The organism is Psychrobacter phenylpyruvicus DSM 7000 = NBRC 102152 (assembly GCF_000685805.1).
Classification (GTDB): Bacteria; Pseudomonadota; Gammaproteobacteria; order Pseudomonadales; family Moraxellaceae; genus Psychrobacter; species Psychrobacter phenylpyruvicus.
On record NZ_JMKP01000029.1, the window covers coordinates 18,792 to 33,593 of the forward strand.

General features: G+C 42.0%; 14 protein-coding genes. 8 read left to right on the forward strand and 6 right to left on the reverse strand.

Annotation, left to right across the window (positions count from 1 at the left end; all coding sequences use genetic code 11):
- The first annotated feature begins 203 nt into the window (after window positions 1-203).
- A complete protein-coding gene (locus tag G561_RS0110555; protein WP_028859533.1) occupies window positions 204-1,187 on the forward strand; it encodes a malate dehydrogenase in 984 nt (327 codons plus the stop codon).
- A gap of 275 nt (window positions 1,188-1,462) precedes the next feature.
- Window positions 1,463-1,702 carry a DUF2789 domain-containing protein gene (locus G561_RS0110560; protein ID WP_028859534.1) on the forward strand — a complete coding sequence of 80 codons (240 nt, stop codon included), beginning with the start codon at window positions 1,463-1,465 and terminating at the stop codon, window positions 1,700-1,702.
- 153 nt (window positions 1,703-1,855) lie between these two features.
- On the opposite strand, the gene G561_RS0110565 is transcribed toward G561_RS0110560, so the two are convergent.
- From G561_RS0110565 to hflX, 4 genes are all read right to left on the reverse strand, one after another.
- Window positions 1,856-2,710 carry a lytic transglycosylase domain-containing protein gene (locus G561_RS0110565; RefSeq protein WP_081794449.1) on the reverse strand — a complete coding sequence of 285 codons (855 nt, stop codon included), beginning with the start codon at window positions 2,708-2,710 and terminating at the stop codon, window positions 1,856-1,858.
- Between the two features lie 345 nt (window positions 2,711-3,055).
- Window positions 3,056-3,760, reverse strand: coding sequence for an LrgB family protein (locus G561_RS0110570; RefSeq protein WP_037032216.1), 705 nt, complete (start codon window positions 3,758-3,760; stop codon window positions 3,056-3,058).
- A complete protein-coding gene (locus G561_RS15620) occupies window positions 3,760-4,299 on the reverse strand; it encodes a hypothetical protein (protein ID WP_051584508.1) in 540 nt (179 codons plus the stop codon). Before G561_RS15620 ends, G561_RS0110570 begins: the two co-directional genes overlap by 1 nt.
- 181 nt (window positions 4,300-4,480) lie before the next feature.
- Window positions 4,481-5,929, reverse strand: coding sequence for a ribosome rescue GTPase HflX (hflX, locus tag G561_RS0110580; protein WP_028859538.1), 1,449 nt, complete (start codon window positions 5,927-5,929; stop codon window positions 4,481-4,483).
- 286 nt (window positions 5,930-6,215) lie between these two features.
- Here hflX and G561_RS0110585 point away from each other — a divergent pair, with 286 nt between their 5' ends.
- The gene (locus tag G561_RS0110585) at window positions 6,216-7,037 is read left to right on the forward strand and encodes a lysophospholipid acyltransferase family protein (protein WP_028859539.1); all 822 of its coding nucleotides are present in this window, start codon (window positions 6,216-6,218) and stop codon (window positions 7,035-7,037) included.
- A 111-nt stretch (window positions 7,038-7,148) separates the two neighbouring features.
- Window positions 7,149-8,099: a lysophospholipid acyltransferase family protein gene (locus G561_RS14470; protein ID WP_081794448.1), complete on the forward strand. Its 951-nt coding sequence runs from the start codon at window positions 7,149-7,151 to the stop codon at window positions 8,097-8,099.
- A gap of 214 nt (window positions 8,100-8,313) precedes the next feature.
- Here the strand turns inward: G561_RS14470 and G561_RS0110595 are convergent, their stop codons facing one another.
- A complete protein-coding gene (locus G561_RS0110595) occupies window positions 8,314-9,354 on the reverse strand; it encodes an aldo/keto reductase (RefSeq protein ID WP_028859540.1) in 1,041 nt (346 codons plus the stop codon).
- 68 nt (window positions 9,355-9,422) lie between these two features.
- Window positions 9,423-9,941, reverse strand: a complete 519-nt coding sequence (locus G561_RS0110600; protein ID WP_028859541.1) for an FKBP-type peptidyl-prolyl cis-trans isomerase — start codon at window positions 9,939-9,941, stop codon at window positions 9,423-9,425.
- A gap of 393 nt (window positions 9,942-10,334) precedes the next feature.
- Here G561_RS0110600 and rpsL point away from each other — a divergent pair, with 393 nt between their 5' ends.
- The 4 genes from rpsL to G561_RS0110620 all read left to right on the forward strand — a co-directional run.
- The gene (gene rpsL / locus G561_RS0110605) at window positions 10,335-10,709 is read left to right on the forward strand and encodes a 30S ribosomal protein S12 (RefSeq protein ID WP_007395523.1); all 375 of its coding nucleotides are present in this window, start codon (window positions 10,335-10,337) and stop codon (window positions 10,707-10,709) included.
- A 153-nt stretch (window positions 10,710-10,862) separates the two neighbouring features.
- Window positions 10,863-11,336 carry a 30S ribosomal protein S7 gene (gene rpsG / locus G561_RS0110610; protein ID WP_028859542.1) on the forward strand — a complete coding sequence of 158 codons (474 nt, stop codon included), beginning with the start codon at window positions 10,863-10,865 and terminating at the stop codon, window positions 11,334-11,336.
- 415 nt (window positions 11,337-11,751) lie between these two features.
- Complete coding sequence (gene fusA, locus G561_RS0110615) at window positions 11,752-13,881, forward strand: elongation factor G (RefSeq protein WP_028859543.1); 2,130 nt, start codon at window positions 11,752-11,754, stop codon at window positions 13,879-13,881.
- A gap of 323 nt (window positions 13,882-14,204) precedes the next feature.
- Window positions 14,205-14,802, forward strand: a 598-nt coding sequence (locus G561_RS0110620) for a GTP-binding protein (RefSeq protein WP_028859544.1), incomplete at its 3' end; no start/stop codon positions are given.

A 14,802-nucleotide genomic window follows, 5' to 3' on the forward strand; every position in this document is an offset into this window, starting at 1 on the left:
CAAAGAGTCTTAGATTAGGTTGACACTCTGGTAGTGATAGGATGCATTGTAGAGTGTTATTTGCGGCTGATTAAACAGTGGTTTGATTGGCTCTAATACATTTGGGAAAAATATGCTATCACCTGCTAATGGTTGCCTAAACATGACAAATTGTTGTCATAACCCAATGGAAAACAACCTCACAAAATCTCTAGGAGAATTAAATGAAACAACCTGTTCGCGTTGCCGTTACTGGTGCTGCTGGTAATATTAGTTATGCTATGCTGTTTCGTATTGCTTCAGGCGAAATGCTAGGTAAAGATCAGCCTGTTATTCTACAGCTTTTAGAAATCACACCAGCACTTGACGCCCTAAAAGGGGTTGTTATGGAGCTTGAAGATTGTGCATTCCCACTATTAGCAGGCGTGGTACAAACTGACGATGCTAATGTTGCATTCAAAGATGCAGACTATGCGTTATTAGTTGGTGCTCGTCCTCGTGGGCCTGGTATGGAGCGTAAAGACTTACTTGAAGCCAACGCTGCTATTTTCTCAGCTCAAGGTAAAGCTTTAAACGAAGTGGCTAGCCGTGATGTTAAAGTATTGGTTGTGGGTAACCCAGCTAACACTAACGCCTTGATCGCTCAGCGTAATGCTCCAGATCTAGATCCACGTAACTTCACTGCAATGACTCGTCTAGACCACAACCGTGGCTTAGCGCAGCTAGCTGAAGAAACCAACAGCACTGTTAATGACATCAAAAAAATGATCATTTGGGGTAACCACTCTTCAACTCAGTATCCAGATCTAACTGAGTGTACCGTTAATGGTAAGCCAGCTCTAGACCAAGTTGATCGTGATTGGTACGAAAACAGCTATATCCCAAGCGTACAAAAACGTGGTGCAGCTATCATCGAAGCACGTGGTGCGTCATCTGCCGCTTCAGCAGCCAATGCGGCCATCGCTCACATGCGTACTTGGGCACTAGGCTCAGATGAGAACGACTGGGTATCAATGGGTGTGTACTCAAATGGTGAGTATGGTATCACTAAAGGCCTAATCTACTCATTCCCATGTACTTGTGCTAATGGCGATTGGAAAATCGTTGAAGGCTTAGACGTATCTTCTGATTTCTCACAAGAGAAGATGAAAGCGACTGAGCAAGAGCTTACTGAAGAGCGTGATGCAGTAGAACACCTACTTCCATAGTAGAGAGTTGATGGGTTTAAATTAACTTTTAACCTATTGCTGTCATATAAAAGAGCCTGCGAGTTTTGCAGGCTCTTTTTTTTCGTTAACATAATAGTAAAGCTTCTAAATAGTAATCGCACATTACAGCGGCGGGGTTTTGCTACAATGAAAAAGTTAAAATAATAGCTAGGCTATAATTTGGCATTAGAACTAAAATTTGGCGATAAAACTAGATTATAAAAAATTAACTTTATAAATTTATAAATTAATCAATTGGAACACAAGGAGATGTTATGTTAGGCGAACCAGAATATACTATGAATGCATTATTTGCTCAATTAGGATTAGAGAGCTCAGATGAAGCCATTGACAAATTTATTGCTGAACACCCCCTAGAAAAAAATACTTCATTAATTGAGGCTGATTTTTGGAGTGATACCCAACGTGCCTTCTTACAAGAAGAGTGGAAGCGTGATGCTGCTTGGGTAGAGATTATTGATGAGCTAAATGTTCGATTACATCCCACTGCCTAATTGCTCTAAAGCGGTAGGGTTCTTTTAAACCTGTAAGTTTAAATTTAGAACTATAAGCTTAAAACAGCTAGTGTTGTAATTAGTGATAACAAAAAGGCCTTCTATTATTAGAAGGCCTTTTTTAATGTGGTTTTTAATGCAGTTGTTTGCTTATTATTGAGTATAGCTATTCTGAATATAGCTGTTACTAGTAGTACCAAAGGAGGTAGAGCTGGCCGCATAATTTTCTGCCGGATAGCTTGGCTCTGAAGTGGTGGCGGCTACTGTATTAAATGAAGAACCATTGGTTCTATATAAGCTGTTATAACGACTGAGCACTCTTTGAACATAGTTTCGGGTTTCTCTAAAAGGAGGAACACCGCCATACTTATCTACGTTACCTTCCCCTGCGTTATAGCCGGCTAAGACATGCTCAATTTTTCCGTTAAAGCGTCTGCTGAGCCAAGCCACATATTTAGCAGCGCCTTCAATATTCTCGGCTGGGTTCCAAGCATTGATTACAGAGAAGCGGCGAGCCGTAGCCGGCATAAGCTGCATTAAGCCCTGAGCACCCACCGGAGAGCGGGCATTGGGGTTGAATGAGGATTCAGTGTGCATCATTGCTTTTAGCAGGCCAGGGTCAACACCATGACGTTTGGCTGACTCAAGAATGTAATGATCGTATAAATTATTACCTGAACCAATGCTGCTGCTTGAGCTAACGCTATTTGGCATGTCACTAAAACTTCTAGAGTTTAGGGTACTAAAGTAGCTAGGCTCTTTGATGGTTAAGGTATTAGACGCTGTTAAATCTGCCCCTGAGTTAGGGTAGTAGTTAACTTTTACTTTTTTTGAGTACTTATTAAAGTTGTCAGAAGGATTCACATTGGTGAGAAGTACCTGACCTGAATCATCTTTATAAATGTACATATTACCAGCATTTGCTGCCAACATACTTGAAGAGATTATTATTGAACCGGCAACCAAACTGGCTGAACGAGCTATAACTTTATTCAACAATTCAGTCATATTCATTTTCACTTATTTTTTAAAGCCATACAATTTATATATTAAAGAGGTATAAAGTAGTTCTGGCTTAAGAGTTTGCCGACCAATAAAAGAGGGGCAACTTATAAGCTTGTTTAAACTATAAAATACGATAAGACAACGTAATATAGCACTATTAAACATTTATATCTAACAGATAATCTCTTCTGTATCCGATGAACAGCAGTTCAGAAAGAATAAGAAATATTGTTACTAGAAGTAAGTTTTAAGCCTTTGTTAGCTGTCTCTTACTAACAAAGTCAGAATTATTTTACCCCAAAGCTCTTTTGGCTTTGGAGTAAAATATTGCAATCAATACGCCTATTTTTATAGTAGAGCGGCCACAAATAGGGGGACCCAAACAGCGGTTATTAAGCCGTTGACGGCCAAACCAAAGGCGGCATATCTGCCCGCAGTATGACTAATTTGCCAAGCTTCAACAGTACCAAAAGCGTGAGCCGCTAAGCCTAAGGCGAGTCCTTTTGCCCGGTCATCTTGTACGCTACGGAATAGGGGTCTTGCTACCGCGCCGCCCAGTAACCCTGACACAATAATTATTAGGTTGGCTAATGCTAAAGGCGCCTTGATTATTTCTGCCACACTTAATCCAATTGGGGTTGTCACAGAACGAGTAGAAAACGCCAAAATTGTTTCGTAACTCAAAGAGAAGCCGTAGGCCATTGCCATAGGGAGTAACGCACCAACCAAGCTGGCTATTACTACAATGATAGACAGCTTCTTAATGGGCAGCCCTTTGAAATTCATAGTGGCTAAAGGAATGGCCAATAATACCGTCACATAGCCCAGCAGATGGTCAAATATTGGCTTAGCAACGGCATAATAATGCTCGTAGTCCCAGCTAAAAATAAATAAGAATAACAATACCAACACCAAGGCGGTAATAACCATGGGTAGGCCAGAGATTTTCTTTGATAAAATGCGAGCCAACACATGGGCGACCAAGGTCAGCATAAAAGCGGCAAATACCGTAAATAATGTGGTGCCCTCAGGCATAAGTTGTAATAAATTCATCACTTATCGCCCTTATTATCAGTATTGTTAAAATCAGTATTGTCAAAAGAGTTTGATTCAGGCTTCACAGTAGCTGACTGCGCTGGTGTTTGCTCTGGGTTTTGTAGGGAGTCAGCGCTCTGCCCATCATTTAGCCAGACGTTAGACAGCTTTGCCAATCCCCATAAAGGGATAAGGGTACTGATGACCAAGGTCAGCATAATTCCCCATAGCTCGTCACCCAATCCGAAAATTAGTAAGCCCGCCCCAGCAGATACTGGCAAAAAGGCAAAACCACTGTCTACCAATAAGGTATTACTGGCACTAGTGAGCCACTCAGGAAGACCTACTGTAAAACGCAGTCCCATTAATATCAAAAAGAAAGCAATTAAGCCTACGATATTACCAGCACTGGCAAAGCCTAATGCCTCACAAACTAACACCGCACTTTCACGAATAACAATGACTATAGCTAGTGTAAAAACAATGGCCACTGGCAGTGAAACCTTTGATCCTGAGCTCAGTGATTGATTATTAGAAGAGTTTGAAGCAGTGGACATAAATCATCCTTGATAATCGAGGCGAAAGCAATAATAGTAAGCGATAAAAATTAGATTCTACCAAATCAATTCAACTAAAGGATAAGTTAATCAAATTTTAAAGCAAAAAAAAAGAGCCTTAAGGCTCTTTTTAATAAAAGTAAGACAGTGATTATAGCCTGCTATTGCAAAAAAAGCTAAATTAATCATTAGACTCTTGTTCAGTTACTGAAATAGGGTCTACTTCCAACTCGTAGTCATCAAGGTCATGCTCTAGATTAGCGTCAGACAGTAATGCCTGCTCGGCTTCTTCTTTTAGCTCTTTTTCAAAAGGCTCAAGTTTAGGGATTAATAGCTCAGCTTGCTCTTTTGGCAGTACTGAAAAGGGATCAATATTTGACTGACCCAATAACTGCTGTAATTTATCAGCTGGCAGACGTAAGGTTAAAACCTCATGACCGGACTCATCGTAGCTTTCTTGCTCCACCACATCTAAGCGGTATAGCTCATTTTTTAGATTACCCGCATGAAAAGGTAGGGTTAGCTCAAATGTACTTAACTTACCAGTTAACAGTTGTTGCACCGCAGTGGTGAGCATACTCATGCCCAAGTCTGCTTTGGCAGAGACGTAAACTCGGCTTGGCACCCCAGGCTCACTATAATTGATATGAGCTGGCTCCCCAGTTAAGTCAATTTTGTTATAGACGTTGAGCACAGGAACATCACTATTAATTTCAGCCAATACTGATTTTACAGCCTGAATTTGCTCATGCATGTCTGGACTAGATGAGTCAATAACATGCAGTAATAAATCCGCCTCTAGTGTCTCCTCTAAAGTGGCATGAAAGGACTCAACCAACTCGTGGGGTAAGTGGCGAACAAAGCCCACTGTATCCACCAATACCACACGGCCAACACCTTGCCAGTCTAAGCGTCTCAGAGTGGGATCTAGCGTCGCAAATAGCTGGTCAGCGGCATAGATATTCTCATCGACCAAACGGTTAAATAAAGACGACTTACCAGCGTTGGTATAGCCTACAAGGGATACGGTCAACACATCAGATTTTTGACGTTTGGCTCGGCCCTGAGCCCGGGTTTGCTTAACTTTGTCCAATCTGGCTTTTAACTGCGTTACTCGAATTTGTAATAAGCGTCTGTCTGTCTCTAACTGCGTCTCACCTGGACCACGCAAGCCAATCCCCCCTTTTTGGCGCTCTAAGTGAGTCCAACCTCGTACTAAGCGGGTAGCTAAGTGGTTTAATTGGGCCAACTCAACCTGAAGTTTACCTTCATAGGTACGGGCGCGCTGGGCGAAAATATCTAGGATAAGCCCAGTGCGGTCTAACACTCGGCATTGTAATAAGGTCTCTAAGTTTCGTTCTTGAGACGGGGTAAGGCTATGGTTAAAGATAACAATATCGGCATCCAAAGCTTGGACTTGTTCAGCAATTTCCTGTGCTTTACCACTACCAATAAAGTATTTGGCATCGGGTTTTTGTCTAGATCCGGTGATCAAAGCTAACTGCTGAGCGCCTGCTGAGTCGACCAAGAGTTTAAACTCTTCTATATCATCTGGATCTGAAATTTGTCTAATTTCTAAATGTACTAAGATGGCACGTTCACCACCTTCATGTCTGTCAAAATAATCCAAAAATATCCACCTATTTTATAAATTTAAAGCTTATGACCCCTAATTTTGAGGTCGATATTGACTATTTATGATGTTAACTGAATCAAATTAAAAGGGGCAACTTGAAAATAGTACAAATATAAGACAATAAATGAGGACGACATCAAATAAGTGAGTGAACAGTTGATTACTGTAATTAATTTATTTGATATACTCTGTTATCTTAAATATTTGTGGTTGCGATAAGAGATGAAGTTATCAAGGCCATGAATCTTATTCTTATAATTAGTTTAGTGCGGGCCTTGCTATGAGTTTGAAATCTAAAATTGAAGACGCCTTTAAATTAACTGCCAAAAACGGTATGAAGCGGGGTAAAACGGTTATGGGCTTAGTAGATACCGTGGCTGGAGGCTATAGAGCGGCAACCAAAATTGATGCTTGGCGTGAGCCACCAAGAGATATTTTGCCAAAGTACATTCAAGTATTCTGCCGCAAGTCTGCCCGTGCCTTAGGGGTAGAAGTGGTTGAGGTGGAGCCAGTGCCAAAGACTCATGCTTTGTGGGCCTCAAATCACATTTCTTGGATGGATATTCCTGTTGTGGGAAGCGTAAGCCCTGCCTTTTTTTTATCGAAAGCTGAAGTGGCAAAAATGCCAGTTATGGGTCCTTTGGCAAAAGTAGCGGGAACTTTGTTTATTAAACGAGGGTCAGGTGATGCTGGTTCGGTAGCCTCACAAATGGCGACTTTTTTAAAGCAGGGTTACTCGGTGATGTTTTTCCCAGAGGCCACCACAACGGATGGCCGAAAAATCAAGAAACTACATGGCAAATTGCTACAAGCGGCTATAGATGCCAATAAACCAGTTCAGCCTATCGTCATTTGTTACATTAATAAAGAAGGTGAGCTTGATGATACCGTCCCATATTATGGAGGTATTAAGTTAAAGGATAGTCTGATGAGTGTCATTGATGGCGATTTAGTCACAGCTTACGTGCTTCCTTTACAGCCTTTATATCCAGAAGATAAGACTCGCGATGAGTTGACCGCTGAGTTACAGGAGCGTATGCAGGCAGGCTTAGAGGAGCTACACAGCCGGGTAGTGAAAAGCCAGCAGAGCGTATCAGAGTGACAATAACAACATAACTGTAATTAAAATATATGAAAAATGTGACATATTAACTGTGTTTTACCGCTATAGTGGTGCCTAACTGATGTAATCAATTCCAGTGAAGGAAGTTTTATGCAAAGACACCCTGTAGCGACCGATGGCTCTCACAACCAACCCAGAGAGGCCTCTACTAGCAACACAATAAATAGCAACACAATAAAAAATAAAGCAGGCAAACTGCTGACAAAGCAGCTGGCTAAACAATTGCGGCGCGCTCAAGTAATCAAAGGCATGAGTGAAACCATGGTCGGTGGTTATCGCGCCATAACCAAAGTAGAGGGTTGGGGAGAGGTTCCGAAACGTGATGAGTTGCCACGCTACAACAGGATTTTTTGTCGCAATATGGCGGCCGCTTTTCATATAGAGGTAGTGGCGGTTGAGCCTATTCCTGAAACTCATGGATTATGGGCGGGCAATCATGTGTCTTGGATGGATATTCCGGTGATGGGCAGTATGGTGCCAGCCTTCTTTTTATCCAAGGCTGAGGTTGAGAAAATGCCAGCGTTTGGACGATTGGCCCGTGCTTGTGGCTCATTGTTCATCAAACGTGGTTCTGGTGATTCGGGTAAGGTTGCTGGTCAAATCACTGAGTTTTTAAAAAAAGGCTACTCTGTTCTCTTCTATCCTGAGGGCACCACTACAGATGGTACTCATATCAAGAAGATATATGGCAAATTGCTACAAGCAGCCATGGATGCCGACAAACCCATCCAGCCTCTTGTGGTCTGCTATGTGAACGATAAGGGGGAATTGGATGATCAAGTGCCCTTTGTTGGCGACACTTCTTTTACCAAGAGCTTCTTAAATGTTATGGATAGTGGCCCAGTTACCGCTTATATCTTGCCACTTGAGAAGATTGAAACTACAGGCAAGACCCGTGATGAGTTAACCCAGCTACTGCACCAAAGCATGCAACAAGGTCTGCTAGATTTGCACAGCCGAGTGCTTAAAAAAGATGCTGACCCTACGGCTTCTAACTCTGATACTGATAGTACGGCAGATAAGGCAAGGTCAGTTGCTTAGGGTTTTTATTTAGAACTTATCACCGTCTTACAGCAGCTGTAACTGTAACTATAATTTGGGTTGTTATAACGTCAGAGCTAACAGCAGAGGCAAAAAACCACTGGTTACATTAAGTAGCCAGTGGTTTTTGATTTATAGAGCTTAGTTTATTGGATTGGGATCCATTTAAAAAAAGCGCGTTAGCTTTATCATTTTATCAGCTAAAATAATGCGCCTAGGGGGAGGGGTTCGGCTGCTGAGTATGCACCGCTTCAATGGCCTCTAACACATCAGCGCTTAGCTCAAGATTGACACTGTCAATGTTAGACTTAAGCTGCTCAATTGAGGTAGCACCAATGATATTGCTGGTGACAAAATGACGGCTATTGACGAAAGCCAAGGCCATTTGTGCCATATCCAGTCCAGCATCTGCCGCAATACGAGCGTATTGTGCGGTTGCCCACTTAGCCTCTTCATTAATGTAACGTTGGAAACGATCATACAGGGTTAGACGAGCGCCTTCGGGCTGCTTTCCATCTAAGTATTTGCCGGATAAGACACCAAAACCTAAAGGTGAGTAAGCGAGCAGACCCACATTCTCACGGTGCGTTACTTCCGCCAAGCCGACTTCATACAGGCGGTTAAGCAGGCTATAAGGGTTTTGTACGCTGATAGGGCCTTTTAAGCCATTCTTCTCAGCTTCCCACAGATAGCGCATCACGCCCCAAGCGGTCTCATTTGACAAGCCCCACGCTCTAATACGCCCTTTCTCGATTTCTGCGTTTAAAGCTTCGATGGTCTCTAAAAATGGTGTTAAATCTGACAAGTCTTGCTCTGCCATCGGTTCAGTATAACCGCGAACACTAAAAAAGTTGGCTTCACGCTCAGGCCAATGCAACTGATACACATCAATATAATCAGTTTGAAGGCGCTGTAAGTTGCCATCAAGTGCTTCGGCGATGTGATTGGCATTAAAGCGGGTTTTTCCCTCACGCAAAAAACCCATGGGCGATATCTTACTGGCCAAAACCACTTCATCACGGCGTTTGTTTTTGGCAAACCAAGTGCCGATAAAGCGCTCAGTGTCACCTTGCTTATCTTCAGCAGGAGGAGAGGGGTACATCTCAGCTGTATCCCAGAAGTTAACGCCTTGCTCTAAAGCAAAGTCCATTTGCTCATGAGCTTCAGCTTCGTTGTTTTGTTGGCCCCAAGTCATGGTTCCCAAACAGATTTTGGAAACCTTATCACCAAGTTGGGGCAGGGTGGTGTACTTCATACTTGATCCCTTTTTATTTATGGTCTTATTATTTACAGTCTTATTGAGTGTCTGTTGGCTGTTGAGAGCTACATTAACTGTACGCCTACTTGGCCAGGAGGGGTAACCTTAAAGATTTGTACTTTAAATAACAGAGGTTGGCCGGCCAGAGGGTGGTTAAAGTCAACTTCTACCTCATCGTCAGTTACTTTACTGATCACACCAGGCAGGGTGTTTTTGCCTTTGTCTTCAAATTCAATCATCATACCCACTTCTGGATTGGCTGCAGTTAAGGCAAATTGAGTGCGGCTAAAAACTTGAACGTTGTCTTTGTTCCATTCACCAAAGGCTTGCTCAGGCTCTAAGTGAGCGGTACGGGTATCACCCGCACGTAAATTATTTAACACGCTCTCAAAACCTGGCAATAAGCTTTCATCACCTATGGTTAAACGTACTGGCTCAGGGCGATTAAAAGTTGAATCAATCACAGTGCCATTTTCTAGAGACACTTCAAAATGAAGCTGTACCTGACTGCCTTGGGTAATGCGGGTATCTTGATTGGGGTTGATAAAGGTAGCTGAGTCTGCAGAAGTATTAGAATTATTCATAGTTAAGTCACTTATGGTCATTTTAAAGGGAATGTTATTCCACTATATATAGGCTATGATAGTTTATCACAAAGCACAAAGTTACAGGTTTTGCTGTCTAAAAACGGGTTAACAAAATATTATTAAAGACTGCCCCTTGAAACTTAGTAAGAATGACCTAAAATAGAGAAGCTCAAAGCGATTTATTGCCAAATTTGCAAGACAACAGGTACTTGAGTATTCTGCAATAAGTCTATATAATATAGTGTCCGAAAAATGGGTAAGCTGTCGAAGCATTAGTGTTAAGCTTAACAGGGCAATGAGATTTTTCTTAGAGCCATCACAAGCTTAAAATGCAATTGACGGCTTGGTAGCCCATTTTTTTGTATTTAATAAACGGGAGAAGGATGCCTTATGGCAACAACTAACCAATTGATTCGTAAGGGTCGTAAAGTATTAAAGGAAAAGTCTGGCGTTCCTGCTTTACAATCATGCCCACAACGCCGTGGTGTATGTACTCGTGTATATACTACCACTCCAAAGAAACCAAACTCAGCCATGCGTAAAGTATGTCGTGTACGTTTAACTTCAGGTTATGAAGTATCTAGCTACATCGGTGGTGAAGGTCATAACTTGCAAGAGCACAGTGTTGTACTAATCCGTGGTGGTCGTGTTAAAGACTTACCAGGTGTACGTTATCACACTGTTCGCGGCGCACTTGACTGTGCTGGCGTTAAAGACCGTAAGCAAGGTCGTTCTAAATATGGTGCTAAGAAGCCTAAAGCTTAATTAGCAAATAACTAATAACATGCATGGGTTCGGTGTTCTGCTAATTAGCAAACATACCACCATGCAGTAAGGCTGGCTGGTAACCACTATTTAAAACCTATATTCGTATATGGTTATGAATGCCAGACAACCCTGAAGACAAGGAAATTTATTATGCCAAGACGTCGCGTCGTCGCTACCCGTGAGATCCTACCGGATCCAAAATTTGGTAGCCAAACAATTGCTAAATTCATTAACCACGTAATGGTTGATGGCAAAAAATCTACTGCAGAACGTATTGTTTACGGTGCATTAGAGCAAGTTGCAGAAAAACGTAACATCGAAGATCCAGTTGAGTTCTTCGAGGAAGTACTTGAAAACGTTCGCCCAATGGTTGAAGTTAAAGCTCGCCGTGTGGGTGGTGCTACGTATCAAGTTCCTATGGAAGTACGCCCCTCCCGTCGTACAGCTTTAGCGATGCGTTGGTTAGCTGACGCTGCTTCTAAGCGCTCTGAAAAATCTATGGCTTTCCGTTTAGCGGGTGAGCTAGCTGATGCTCATGAAGGTAAAGGTAACGCTGTTAAAAAGCGTGACGAAGTTCACCGCATGGCTGATGCTAACAAAGCATTCTCTCATTACCGCTTCTAATTTAAGCGACTACTCTATATTGAGTATGCTTAAACAGTAAGAGAGTAACTGAAAGAAGATTATTAAGATTTAAGGCTATTAGGAATCAAGATTCATAATAGCCTCTAACAATAAAAAGTTACATAATATATTGTTTGCTTAACTGCTTAATTTGGTAAGTTACAGTAAGCGATATAACCGTAATAGCGTTAAGTTTTGAGAAATAATGGTGAGTTGGGAAAACTGCCTACAATACAGTCAGTTTTATTCTAGCTAATTGATGATCTAGCCATGAATGCTCAAGCTGATATTCTATATAGGCTTTATCAGCTTCAGTATCATAAAATTGTCATCTTTTGAAGCTACTCTAGCCTCCTGCCTATCTCAGACTATTACAACGAAATAAATTATAAAGACATTCCATTAGGAAAAAATTATGGCACGTGCAACCCCCCTAAACCGATATCGTAATATTGGTATTTCAGCACACATTGATGCTGGTAAAACAACCACGACCGAACGCATTCTATTCTATACCGGCGTAAACCATAAGCTAGGTGAGAGCCATGATGGTGCCGCTACTATGGACTGGATGGAACAAGAGCAAGAACGTGGTATTACCATTACTTCAGCAGCAACTACTTGTTTCTGGTCAGGTATGGGTCAGCAATTCCCACAGCATCGTATCAACATCATTGACACCCCGGGCCACGTTGACTTCACAATTGAAGTAGAACGTTCAATGCGTGTACTTGATGGTGCATGTATGGTTTATTGTGCGGTTGGTGGTGTGCAGCCTCAGTCTGAGACTGTATGGCGTCAAGCTAACAAATATCATGTACCTCGTTTAGCGTTCGTTAACAAAATGGACCGTGTTGGTGCTGACTTCTACCGTGTTAAAGAACAAGTTAAAACACGCCTAGGCGGTAACCCAGTAGCTATGGTTATCCCAATTGGTAAAGAAGATGACTTCGAAGGTGTTGTTGACTTAATCACGATGAAAGCTATCTACTGGGATACCGAATCTCTAGGTATGAAGTATGAAGAGCGTGAAATCCCAGCTGAGCTTCAAGACAAAGCTGAAGAGTACCGTAGCGAGTTAGTTGAAGTTGCTGCTGAAGCAAACGAAGAGCTAATGAACAAATATTTAGAAGGCGAAGAGCTAACTGAAGATGAGATTCATGCAGCTATCCGTCAGCGCACTATCGCTAACGAAATCATTCCAATGTACTGTGGTACAGCCTTTAAAAACAAAGGTGTACAGAAGATGTTGGACGCGGTAATTCAGTATATGCCAGCGCCTCAAGATGTTCCTGCAATTAAAGGTATTCTTGATGACAAAGACGAAACTGAAGGTACTCGTGAAGCTTCTGATGAAGCTCCATTCGCAGCACTAGCTTTCAAAATTATGAACGACAAGTTCGTTGGTAACTTAACTTTCGTACGTGTTTACTCTGGTGTTATCAAGCAGGGTGAGAGCGTTTACAACCCAGTTAAAATGAAGCGTGAGCGTGTTGGCCGTATCGTACAGATGCATGCTGAGTCACAACAAGAGCTTGAAGAAATTCGCGCTGGTGACATCGCAGCCTTAGTAGGTATGAAAGATGTAGGTACTGGTGATACTCTATGTGATGAAAAAGAAGTCATTACTCTAGAGCGTATGGAATTCCCAGAGCCAGTAATCAGTCTAGCAGTTGAGCCTAAGACTAAAGCTGACCAAGAAAAAATGTCAGTAGCTCTAGGTCGTCTAGCTAAAGAAGACCCATCGTTCCGTGTACACACAGACGAAGAATCAGGTCAGACAATCATCAGTGGTATGGGTGAGCTTCACTTAGAAGTACTTGTTGACCGTATGAAGCGTGAGTTTAAAGTAGAAGCTAACATCGGTGCACCACAAGTTGCTTACCGTGAAACTATCCGCGGTACTGTTGAACAAGAAGGTAAATTCGTTCGTCAGACTGGTGGTCGTGGTAAATTCGGTCACGTTTGGTTACGTCTAGAGCCTCTAGATCTTGATGAAGGTCCAGAGTACGAATTCGCTGAAGAAATCGTTGGTGGTGTTATACCAAAAGAGTACCATGGTGCGGTTGATAAAGGTATTCAAGAGCGTATGAAGAACGGTATCCTTGCCGGTTACCCAATCGTTGGTGTTAAAGCGACACTATATGATGGTTCATACCATGACGTTGACTCGGATGAATTATCGTTCAAAATGGCTGGTTCTATCGCCTTCAAAAAAGGTTTCATGAACGCTAACCCAGTTCTTCTTGAGCCAATCATGAAAGTTGAAGTTGAAACTCCAGAAGAATACATGGGCGATATCATGGGTGACTTAAACCGTCGCCGTGGTATGGTTCAAGGTATGGACGACTTACCTGGTGGTACTAAGCAGATCCGTGCTGAAGTTCCATTAGCAGAAATGTTTGGTTATGCAACTAACCTACGTTCACAGTCGCAAGGTCGTGCAACATACTCTATGGAATTCCAAAAGTATGCTGAGACACCTAAGTCTGTAGCTGATGAAATCATGAAGAAATTCTCTGGTGCGGATGACGACGACGAGTAATATCGATTAAGTAAAGTCTGATGAGGGGAGTAGCTAATCATTAGCTACTCCTTGAAAAAGAACAGTAATCACAAGCTCTTAATATTCCTAAGCGGAATACATTGTAAGTAGTTGATGAATTTATGACCAATTACGTATCAAGGGCTTGTCATTCACTATCATTTTCTTATATCATTTGCGACTGACTTGATCACCATTTTCAAGAATCATTATTTTATTTTTAAGAAACTTATTTTCTGACAGCCTTAAAATAGATAGTGTTATTTATGACAATTATTTATCAGCTGTCTTAATTGAATTAGTATTAATAAGAGGACATACTCATGGCAAAGGCCAAGTTCGAACGAAGCAAGCCACACGTTAACGTTGGTACAATCGGTCACGTTGACCACGGTAAAACTACCCTAACAGCTGCGATCGCAACAGTAGCGGCAAAAACTTCTGGCGGTGAAGCGAAAGATTACGCTGCAATTGACTCAGCACCAGAAGAAAAAGCACGTGGTATTACAATTAACACGTCACACATTGAGTATGACACTGAAGCACGTCACTACGCACACGTAGACTGCCCAGGTCACGCTGACTATGTTAAAAACATGATTACTGGTGCGGCTCAGATGGACGGTGCTATTCTAGTAGTATCAGCAACTGACGGTCCAATGCCACAAACACGTGAGCACATCCTATTATCACGTCAGGTTGGTGTACCATACATCATCGTATTCATGAACAAATGTGACATGGTAGATGACGAAGAGTTACTAGAGCTAGTAGAAATGGAAGTACGTGAATTACTTTCAGACTACGACTTCCCAGGTGATGACACTCCAATCATCAAAGGTTCAGCTTTAGAAGCGTTAAATGGTAACGACGGTAAGTACGGTGAGCCAGCAGTTATCGAACTACTAAACACTCTAGACA